At 72.6% G+C, this 10,242-nt stretch carries 8 protein-coding genes; 3 read left to right on the top strand and 5 right to left on the bottom strand.

Annotation, left to right across the window (positions count from 1 at the left end; translation table 11 throughout):
• Positions 1-22 precede the first annotated feature (22 nt).
• From ACRX5S_RS16765 to ACRX5S_RS16750, 4 genes are all read right to left on the bottom strand, one after another.
• A complete protein-coding gene (locus tag ACRX5S_RS16765; protein WP_436773739.1) occupies positions 23-607 on the bottom strand; it encodes a Uma2 family endonuclease in 585 nt (194 codons plus the stop codon).
• A gap of 170 nt (positions 608-777) precedes the next feature.
• Positions 778-1,431 (bottom strand): DUF2889 domain-containing protein, encoded by a 654-nt coding sequence (locus ACRX5S_RS16760; RefSeq protein WP_436773738.1) that lies wholly within the window; start codon positions 1,429-1,431, stop codon positions 778-780.
• 121 nt (positions 1,432-1,552) lie between these two features.
• Positions 1,553-5,185 carry a hypothetical protein gene (locus ACRX5S_RS16755; RefSeq protein WP_436773737.1) on the bottom strand — a complete coding sequence of 1,211 codons (3,633 nt, stop codon included), beginning with the start codon at positions 5,183-5,185 and terminating at the stop codon, positions 1,553-1,555.
• A gap of 206 nt (positions 5,186-5,391) precedes the next feature.
• Complete coding sequence (locus ACRX5S_RS16750) at positions 5,392-5,760, bottom strand: DUF6191 domain-containing protein (RefSeq protein WP_436773736.1); 369 nt, start codon at positions 5,758-5,760, stop codon at positions 5,392-5,394.
• A gap of 274 nt (positions 5,761-6,034) precedes the next feature.
• Between ACRX5S_RS16750 and ACRX5S_RS16745 the strand changes: the two genes are divergently transcribed.
• The gene (locus ACRX5S_RS16745; protein ID WP_436773735.1) at positions 6,035-6,667 is read left to right on the top strand and encodes an ATP-binding protein; all 633 of its coding nucleotides are present in this window, start codon (positions 6,035-6,037) and stop codon (positions 6,665-6,667) included.
• A gap of 93 nt (positions 6,668-6,760) precedes the next feature.
• On the opposite strand, the gene ypfJ is transcribed toward ACRX5S_RS16745, so the two are convergent.
• Positions 6,761-7,666 (bottom strand): KPN_02809 family neutral zinc metallopeptidase, encoded by a 906-nt coding sequence (ypfJ, locus tag ACRX5S_RS16740; RefSeq protein WP_436773734.1) that lies wholly within the window; start codon positions 7,664-7,666, stop codon positions 6,761-6,763.
• A gap of 271 nt (positions 7,667-7,937) precedes the next feature.
• Here ypfJ and ACRX5S_RS16735 point away from each other — a divergent pair, with 271 nt between their 5' ends.
• On the top strand, positions 7,938-9,536 hold the full coding sequence (locus ACRX5S_RS16735; protein WP_436773733.1) for an ABC-F family ATP-binding cassette domain-containing protein: 1,599 nt from the start codon (positions 7,938-7,940) through the stop codon (positions 9,534-9,536).
• A gap of 453 nt (positions 9,537-9,989) precedes the next feature.
• Entirely contained in the window at positions 9,990-10,214 is a 225-nt protein-coding gene (locus ACRX5S_RS16730) for a helix-turn-helix domain-containing protein (RefSeq protein ID WP_235057814.1), read from the top strand.
• Positions 10,215-10,242: the final 28 nt, after the last annotated feature.

Below are 10,242 nucleotides of genomic sequence, written 5' to 3'. Positions count from 1 at the left end.
TGTCCTTTGGTTCTCGGGGGCGTCATGGGAGGTGTCGGCGGGGGCGGTGGGGCTTGGCGGGGAACTGGTCGGTCTCCAGGCGCAGGGCGAAGGGGGCCGGGATGGTGATCGGATCGCCGAAGGCGACGGTGTGGTGGGCCAGGTAGTCGCCGTGCTGGGGGTCGGTGTAGAGGGTGACGAGGGCCAGCAGGGGGTCGACGAGTAGGTAGAGCGGGATGCCTTGGCTCGCGTACAGGAGGCGTTTGGGCTCGCGGTCGTTCCTGATGCTGGATTCGGAGCCGACCTCGACGACGAGTTCGACGATGTCGAGGGCGTGGAAGCGCAGGTCCTCGTCCAGGGCCTGGTCGGGGACGACGGTCAGGTCCGGGATCGGTTCGTCGCCGGTCGCGGGGCAGCGGTAGCGGATGCCGCCGATGGGGCGGTGGCCGGGCGGGCAAGCGCGCTGGAGCTGGCAGCGCACCAGGTCGACGGTGAGCGCGTGTCGTCCGCGCGTGAGTGGTGACATGACGATGAGTCCCCCGAGGATCTCCGCCCGGAGCGAGTCCGGGACATCGAATGCATGCAGCAGCTCCGAAAGGGATCTGCTGGAAGCGCGGACAGCGATCATCGAAACCTCCGGTCGAGTGATCGGAATGTGATCGTCCGACGACAGAAGGTAGTGGCGAAAGGGTGGCGCGTCCGCATGTTCGAGTGACGTCACCCGTTTGGCCTAATAGGGGTGACGGAGTGGGGGCATCTACCGGTGGTGACGGTCAGGCTCGGGGGGATGGGCCGGTGTCAGTCCAGGTTGCGGAGGACGGCCAGGGTGGGGATCGGGTACGGGCCGTGGTTGAGGTCCACGCCCGCCCGCACCTTGGTCTCCGCGACGCCGCCCTCGGACCAGATGTGGCATGTGCCGCGGATCGGGGCGACCACGCGGTCGACGACGTCGGAGGGAAGCGGGTGGAGCCCCGGGCGGGGCTCGGGGTTCGCCTCAAGGCGGGCCCGGGCGTGGCAGGACATGACGCTCTGGAACACCGCCGACCCGAGCGCACGGGACAGCTCGAACAGGTGCGAGCAGCCCGAGACGCCGCGGAAGCCCTCCTGGAGCCGGGCGTTGAAACCGGAGCCCACGCGCATGCCGACCAACTCGCCGAACTTCGGCGCGATCAGCGGGCATTCCGCGTGCGGAAAACTGTGCATGGCGGCATCGGCCGCGGTGATGACCATGTCGGACTTGCGTACGCGTACGTCCAACTGCATGTGGTGCAGCACCGCCCGTGCGTCGGTCTGCCACGGCCGCTCGTCGCGCAGGTACGCGGTGACGAGCAGGTCGCCGCCCTCCTCGAACGCGTCGAAGTTCAGCGTGCGGCGGTGGACCGGCAGCGGTACGCGCTCCACGTCGTGGCCGTCGTGCGTCCCGTGTGCGTTCGCGCCCGTGGTCCCGCTCATGCCCGTCCCCTCCTGCGCCCCGACAATCCGGTGGCGCGGCTCCGGCTCCTCACCGCAGTTTGCCTGACTCATACAACTATCCGCGCACCGGGGTGTCGGGCACGCACCCGCGGGGCCGGAGTCAGCGGCTGGGAGCGACTCCCAGGAGCTCCAGGACGTCGGTGTCGCCGCGGTCCTGGAGGCGCTTGAGGACGGCCTTCAGGTCGCAGTTCTCGTCGAGCCCGAGCCGGGCGCCCAGCAGGGCCGGCAGGTTGACCTGGTCCGGGACCGGGTCGACGCCGGTGTGGCGCAGGGCGCGGGCCCAGCGCGGAAGGCGGAGTTTGCCGTCCCCGGCCAGCAGGCGCGTCTCCAGGCGTCCGGGGCGCACCGAGCCGATGAACACCATGTCGCCGTCCTCGGCGCCGAGTCCGGCCAGGACGGCCCGCAGGGAGACGCAGTACGGCTCGTGCTCCCACCGCAGCGCAGCCGGTCCCGCCGCGTGGTGCAGGCGCAGGCTCCGGTCCGGGCGCAGGCCGAGGGAGAGCACGAACTGCGGGGGCAGCGGCAGGCGTTCGCCGTCGATCAGCGGCATGTCGACGTCCACCCGGTACCACCACACGCCCTGGTCGTCGCGGAAGCAGCGGGCCGCCTCGCCGGGGTCGGCCGGGGTCTCCGGGGACGCGGCGACCGCACCGGGCGGGGGCCAGGACGGCATCGCGGCCTCCGGACCGGGCGCGGGCTCCTCCGGGGCGTCGGGAGCGGCCGCCGGAGCCATCGGGGCCGACGCGGCGAACGCGGCCGGGCGTTCGGCCTCCATCGTCGCCGCCATCGCCGGGTTCCCGCCGGTCTCCGGTACGGCCGAGGCCTCGCCCGACTCGTCGCGCGGCCACGGGCGTACGACGCCGTCCGCAACCTCGAAGCCGTCGAGCCGGGCGATCCACGCCTCGCGCACCTTGGGGCGGATGCCCAGTGCGGACAGCGGCGGTTCGAGCGCGGAGAGCGGGACGGCGCCCTCGCGTTCGCACACCGCGCCGACGATCTCCGAGGTGCGCGACTCCAGTTCGCCCGGCGCACCGGCCGTGAGCCAGCCGTCGGCGGAGGTGTTGAGGTCGAGGAGGCCGCGTACGACCTGCCACAACTGCACGCCGAGGCCCGGCACCGAGGCGCTGTGCCGGTCGTCCAGGGCCCGGAGTTCGGTGACGGTCGCGACCGGGCCGAGGCTGTCGCGCACGTACGCGAGGTGCTCGCGCACCTGGGTGCCGCCCGGTTGGTCCACCTGCTCGTGCAGGTGTCGGCGCAACGTCCGTTCCAGCGCGGCGACCTCGGCCGAGTCCTTGTCGAACTCGGCGGCGATGGACGAGAGTTCGCGCGGGCTGTCGGTGAACAGCCGGTCCCGGGCGAGGGTCCGCCAGCGCGGTTCGCGACCGGTGAACCACGCGGCCAGCACCATCACGATGTTGGCGGACGCGGGAGCGGGGGTCCGGTCAGGGTCGAAGTCGTCGTCGCCGACGGAGTCCGAGGCCGGTCCGGAGTCGAAGTCCGTTGCGGCCCCGGGGGCTTCGGCCGCGTGCGCGGCGTCGGCGCCCGGCGGCGCGCTCGTCGGCCGCGGCGGGATGGGCGGCGGCTGCGTCGGCCTCGGCGGAATCACGATGTCCGGTACGGCGCCCGCCGGTTGCTGGGTCTCCGGCAGCGCGGACGACGAGCCGGGGCCCGACGCGTCCGAGCCGCACGCCGACTCCGACCGCGACGCCGCCTCGGCACGCGCGGCCTCGGCCCGGGCAGCCGCGGCGGCCTTGGTGGCGGCGGCTTCGGCACGGGGATCGCGGGGGGCGGGCGTGTCCTCGGCGGATTCGGGCGCGGCGGAGGAACGGAGGGAGTCGGAGGCGTCGGACACGTGGTCGGGCGCCGCGGACCGGGCGTCGACCTCGACCGTCACCTCGTCGTCCGGGTCCTCATCCTGGCCCTCGTGCGGGCCCTCGTCCTGGCCCGGCAGGGCCTTGGCGCCGCCGCCGCGGATCCACGACGGGCCGACGCCGAGCGAGGTCGGGTCGAGCACTTCGTCCGAGTCCCACTCGGCCTGCGTCTGCGGCGCCGCGGACGCGAACGCCGCGGGCTCGCGGGACTGCGCGGCGGCGGGCGGCACCGGGAGGTCGTCGCGCGTCGAGGGCGGAATCTCGCCGAACGCGTCGACCGACTCGTCCGCGGCGTCGCGCTCGTGGTCCCGGGGCGCGGGCTGCGCCGGCAGGTCCTCGCGGGTGGCCGGCGGGATCTCGCCGAAGGCGTCCACCGAGTCCACCGAATTCGCCGCGTCCATCGCGTCCGCCGCGGAGTGCTCCGGCGCGTCCGTGCGTACGGCCCGGTCCTCGCGTGTCGCCGGCGGCACCTCGCCGAAGGCGTCGAACGCGTCGTCGGCATGCCGCGCGTCCGCCGCGTCTGCGTCGGTGTCGTCCGGGGCGACGGCCGGCATGGCGAGCATCGTCAGGTCGTCCGCTCCGACCGGCGGTACCCCCGGAGGCGCGGGTGCGGCCGCGGGCATGGCCAGCACGGTCAGATCGTCGGCACCGAACGGCGGCCGCGCGTCGGCCCCGGGCTGGACCAGGCCCTCGGCCCAGGAATCCGACCGCGCGTCGGACGCCGTGCCCGACTCCGCCGCAGACCGGTCGTCGCCCCCGTCGCCGGTGTCGACCCAGGCGTCCCCGTCGTCCGGTTCGGCCGCGAACGCCGCGTCGTCCGGTCGGACCGCCCCCAGCATCGCGGTCATCTCGGGCGCGTCGTACGGGTCCTCCAACTCGGCTCCGGGCACCGCCAACGCGTCCTCCGACACGTCCAGCCCCTCGGGCAGCAGCGTCTCGGGGACCAGCGACGTCAGCCGCAGCAGGGCCGTGCGCACCTCGGGTGGCGCGCCCTCGATGCCCACGACGGCCACGGTCTCCAGCGTCACGCGCGCGAGTTCGGACATCAGCGGGACGTCCGGTGCCTCCTCGGCGAGCCAGCGGACGACGTCGCCGAGGTCGCCGGTGGGCGGCGCGGGCATGCTGACCGGGCGCAGTTCGTCCTCGATCGCGTCGAGGAGGTCGCTGACCGGTTCGAGACCTTCGACTTCCCGGTCCGGGGGGCCGATTTCCACGACCGGCTCCGGGACGGGTGTGACAGGAGGCCGCTTGCTGATGCGGATGCCGCGCGGCGACGGCGCCGGAACAGGCGGGGCGGCCGGAGTCGATTCCTCGGTCCGATCCTCGGCGGTGTCCTCCTCCGGCCCATCCACGTCCGTGTCCGCAGCGGACGCCTCGACGTCGCCGTCCTCGCCCGGCACGGCCGGTGTGTCCATCGTGCGCGCCTCGTCCGGCAGCAGCCCCAGGACCTCCGCGAACAACTGCGAGATGACCGGACGCACGGTCGACGTCCCGATCTGGGTCCAGTCGCCGATCTCCTGCACGGTGGCGGTCAGCAGGTCCGCCCAATCGGGTGTCCGGACCAGGACGTTCGTACGCGCCGCGTCGGGCCACTGGGACAGCCGGAAGTCGTTGCGGGCGAGCCACGCGGCCGGGAGCAGGTCGCCGAGCCGAAGGTGGCGGAGTTCGCCGTACGCCAGGTCCGCGAGCCGGTTCGGCAGCTCCGTCGCGCCGATGGCCTCGACGGCGCGCGAGATGGGCACGCTCGTCCACCACGCGGGCGGCAGGTCGGGGTGGCCCAGGTGCCGGTCGACGCGGTCGGGGGACAGGAAGCGCAGGGCCGGGACGAAGTCGGCCAAGGTGGCCTCAAGCCGTGGCTGCATGCGGATCCTCCGTGACGCGGACGCTTCAGTTGCCGCTGTTCGTGCCGACGGTAGCGCCCGCGCGGTGTGTCGGCACAGGGCGGTCGCACCGTACGCACCACCCGGCAAACGGGACGTCTCAGCGCGCCGGTTGGTTCCCGGCGCCGACCGGACCGGGGCAGGTCAGAGCGGACGCGGCAGGCCCCCGGCGACCGGAAGCGGCGGCCTCAGGAACCATCCGCGGACGGCGCCAACCCGCCCGCGGACCGACCCGAAGACCCACCGGAAGACGCAGTGGAAGTCCCACCGGACGAACTACCCGGAGCACCGCCCCCAACCCCGTCGTCGGCGACCGCCTCCGCGGCCGCGTCCTCCGAACCGCCCTCGTCCGCCGCCGGATCCGTCCCCGTGGCCGAGTCCGACGCCGCAGCCGCCGGGACCGTGCGCCGGATCACCACGACCCCCTTGTCCAGGTCGATCGGCCCGGGCCCGCCCTGCTCGTGGTCGTCGTCGCGCGCGAGCGCGAGCCGGTTGTGCTCGTCGTTGGTGTGCTTGCGCCCCGGGCTGAACAACTCCTCGAAGATGCCGCCTATCACGTGGCGCCCTCCCGCCGGTAGAGCGCCACGACGTGGCGCGGTGTCTCTCTCCCTGCCACGGTACGCGCCGTCGCCACCCCCGTGCGCCGGGCGTGCGCCCCCGGTCGCCGACCACCACCTGTGCACCTGCCGACCGTGCCTCGTCCGTGTCTGATACCGCCAACCAGGTTTCGCGCGCGGCGCACAAGTCGATCTCACATACAGGGGAACCGAGGAAACCGCCCGCGGGCACAAGGGCACGGCGAGCAGCACGATCCGGCGATCAGGGGGAGCTGTGGGCGAGACCGCACCGTTGCGGCAGCACGGGGAGTCCAGTTCCGACACACCGAAACCGGTCCACACCCAGGTCCCGTCGCCGACCTCACCACCCGCCGGCGCACCACCGATCCCCGCACCGGCCATCCCGGTCTCGCCCATACCCGCCCAGGCGACGTCCCCCGGGGACGCTTCGGGACGGCATCCGGGGCGGGCGCAGCACCCCGGCCCGCCGATGCCGCAGGGCTTCGCGGCCGTGGTCCTCTCGCTGTGCCTGCCCGCCACGGTCGAGGCGGTCCCGCGTGCGCGGCACGCCCTGCGCGGTTCGATGCGGGAGGCGATACCGGGCGAACCCCTGGACGTCCTCGAACTCCTGGTGTCCGAACTCGTCACCAACGCCGTGCAGCACTCGCCGCAGTCGACCACCGTCACCGTGGAAGTACTGCGCGGCGAGCGTACGATCCGGATCTCGGTGACCGACGCGGGGGTGCCGCTGCCGCGTCAGAGACGGGCGAAGTCGGCTGCCGAGTCCTCCGCCGACGAACACGGGCGCGGGCTTCTGCTGGTCGAGGCCCTCGCCGAGTCGTGGGGCAGCCGCTCGGTCCCGGGCGGCAAGGTCGTGTGGTGCGACGTGGACGCGCTCGGCGTCTGAACGTCGGTTGGGTGCTCCACCGGGTCCGCGTCCGGCCGGGTCCGCGTCCGGCCGGGTCCGCCGCGGTCAGATCTGCCCGAATCGGGACCGTGCTCAGATCCGCCCGCTGAACGTGTCGCACGACCCCATGTCACCCGCGCGATACCCCTGCGTGAACCACTGCTGCCGCTGCGCCGCCGAGCCGTGCGTCCAACTCTCCGGGTTCACGCGCCCCTGGAACTCCTGCTGGATCCGGTCGTCCCCGACCGCCGCGGCGGCGTCCAGGCCGTCCGCGATGTCCTGGTCGGTGAGTTGGGTGATGAGCGGCGGCGCGCCGTTCGGCTGCGGCCGGGTGGCGTTCTTCGCCCAGACGCCGGCGTAACAGTCGGCCTGGAGTTCGAGGCGTACGGCCCCGCTCTGCGGTCCCTGCCGGTCGTTGCCGACCTTGGCCATCTGGCCCGTCAGGTTCTGGATGTGGTGGCCGTACTCGTGCGCGATGACGTACGCCTCGGCGAACGGGCCGCCCCGGGCGCCGAATTCGGTGCGCAGTTCGTTGAAGAAGCCGAGGTCGATGTAGACCTTCCGGTCCGCCGGGCAGTAGAACGGCCCGACCGCCGACGTCGCGCCGCCGCACGCGGTGCCCACCGAGCCGCTGAAGAACCGGGTGGGCGCGGCCGAGTAGCGTCCGCCGCGCGCGGTGAACTCGCCGTCCCAGTAGCTCTGCGCGCTGTTGACGACGCCGACGATGCGGCAGTCGTCGCGCGCGTTGGCGTCGCGTCCGGAGCGGCAGGAGTCGGCGAGCGCCTGGTTGTCGGCCGGGAGGTCGCTGCCTCCGCCGCCGTCGCCGAGGCCCAGGTTGTCGGGGCTGATGCCGAAGATCAGCGCGACGACGGCGATGAGGATCCCGGCGCCCCCGCCGATCTTGAGGCCCGGACCGCCGCGCAGTCCGCCGCCGCCCCGGGACCCCCGCGCGTCCTCGATCTGCGACGTGTCGAGGTCGGCGTCGTCGTTGAACTGCATGGGACCACCCGTCGTCCGGCGGAGATCAATATCCCTTTTGTCGGAATTTAGGGGCGATCCCCGCGGGTGGCATGCGCAGCATCGGCGGCGGCCTGGCGACGGGCGTACGGCGGTGTCCGGCTAGACTGCCACGCATGGTCGTGAGGGTTTTCAATCCGCTGCGTGACCGCGGGGTGCATTAGGGCGAGGCGGTGCGCGCCGCCCTCTGAGGTCCCCATGCCCCTGTCCGCCGGAGCCGGCATCCGGCCCTATTTGGAGCCACGTTCCCGACATGATCACTGCCACCGCCGTCGAACTGCGCGCGGGCGCCCGCATTCTGCTCGAATCCGCCACCTTCCGAGTGGCCCCCGGCGACCGCATCGGCCTCGTCGGCCGCAACGGCGCGGGCAAGACAACGCTGACCAAGACCCTCGCGGGCGAGACGCAGCCCGCCGCCGGCGCCATCGCCCGCTCGGGCGAGGTCGGCTACCTGCCGCAGGACCCGCGGACCGGCGACCTCGACGTGCTCGCCACCGACCGCATCCTCTCCGCGCGCGGCCTCGACACGGCCATCTCGGGCATGCGGGCCGCCGAGGAGACGATGTCCAACTCGGTCGGCGAGCCCCGCGAGAAGGCGATGCGCCGGTACGCGCGCCTGGAGACCGAGTTCCTCACCAAAGGCGGGTACGCCGCCGAGGCCGAGGCCGCCACCATCGCCGCGAGCCTCGGGCTGCCGGACCGCATCCTGTCGCAGCCGCTGCACACGCTCTCCGGCGGCCAGCGCCGCCGCGTCGAGCTGGCCCGCATCCTCTTCTCGGACGCCGACACGCTGCTGCTCGACGAGCCGACGAACCACCTCGACGCCGACTCGATCGTCTGGCTACGCGACTTCCTCAAGACGTACAAGGGCGGGTTCATCGTCATCAGCCACGACGTGAACCTGGTCGAGTCGTGCGTCAACAAGGTGTTCCACCTGGACGCCAACCGCACCGCGCTGGACGTCTACAACGTGGGCTGGAAGGCGTACCTGACGCAGCGTGAGACGGACGAGCGCCGCCGCAAGCGCGAGCGCGACAACGCCGAGAAGAAGGCCGCCGCGCTCATGTCGCAGGCCGACAAGATGCGCGCGAAGGCGACCAAGACCGTGGCCGCGCAGAACATGGCCCGGCGCGCCGAGCGGCTGCTGTCCGGGCTGGAAGGCGTACGCCAGTCCGACAAGGTCGCCAAGCTGCGGTTCCCGGACCCGGCGCCGTGCGGCAAGACGCCGCTGATGGCGTCGGAGCTGTCCAAGTCGTACGGCTCGCTGGAGATCTTCACCGACGTCGACCTCGCGATCGACAAGGGCTCGCGCGTGGTCATCCTCGGCCTCAACGGCGCGGGCAAGACCACGCTGCTGCGGCTGCTGGCCGGGGTCGAGCAACCGGACACCGGGCGCGTCGAGCCGGGCCACGGCCTCAAGCTCGGCTACTACGCGCAGGAGCACGAGACGCTCGACCCGGAGCGCACCGTCCTGGAGAACATGCGTTCGGCCGCGCCCGACATGGACCTGGTCGAAGTACGCAAGGTCCTGGGCTCGTTCCTGTTCTCCGGCGACGACGTCGACAAACCGGCCGCGGTGCTGTCCGGCGGTGAGAAGACCCGTCTCGCGCTCGCGACGCTGGTGGTGTCGGCGGCCAATGTGCTGCTGCTCGACGAGCCGACCAACAACCTGGACCCGGCGAGCCGCGAGGAAGTGCTGTCCGCGCTGCGCTCGTACGCCGGTGCGGTCGTGCTGGTGACGCACGACGAGGGCGCGGTCGAGGCGTTGCAGCCCGAGCGCATCATCCTGCTGCCGGACGGCGTCGAGGACCTGTGGAGCGCGGACTACGCCGACCTCGTCGCCCTCGCCTGAGCGCGCGTCCGGGCCTGTCCGAGCCGGGTGTTCGTCACCCTGGGGGCGTTGCGGTGGGTTTTCCCGTGCCGCCCGCCGAGCCCGGGTGCGCTGCCGCGACGGCCCGTAGGACCTGCTGACGCCGGGGTTTCCCGGTCCGTGCGGGATTCCCACACGAAATCCTCACAAGAGGAATCCCAAATTCCGGATCTTCCGGTTGCGGGCCCAACCAGGTGATCAATGACGCTCAGCAAGGTCGCAGACCTTGTGGGTGACCAGCGGCTTTATGGACCAACAGCGGACACGGTCAAGGAATTCCCTCCGGAACCGCGGGTTCCGGACGGTGGATCTTGCCCGCCGAGCGGCCGATCAAGGCCTGTCGGCGGGCCGACGGGCTCCGCGGAATCACTGGCCTTGCCGCCCGCGAGGGGTGATCATGGGAACCCAGAGCGCACTTCCCATGAGGAGGCACGTGTGGCCGAGACTCTGAAGAAGGGCAGCCGGGTGACCGGTGCCGCGCGCGAAAAGCTCGCGGCGGACCTCAAGAAACAGTACGACTCCGGCGCCAGCATCCGCGCACTCGCGGAGGCGACGGGCCGTTCCTACGGCTTCGTGCACCGGATGCTGAGCGAATCGGGTGTGACCCTGCGCGGAAGGGGCGGGGCCACGCGCGGCAAGACCAGGGCTACATCTTCCTGAGCCCTCCCGAGCTCCACCTTGTACTGCC

The sequence above is a fragment of the Yinghuangia sp. YIM S09857 genome (assembly GCF_051388915.1).
GTDB lineage: Bacteria > Actinomycetota > Actinomycetes > Streptomycetales > Streptomycetaceae > Yinghuangia.
Note: the sequence above shows the minus strand (reverse complement) of the source record. Positions and strands in the feature narration are given on the sequence as shown.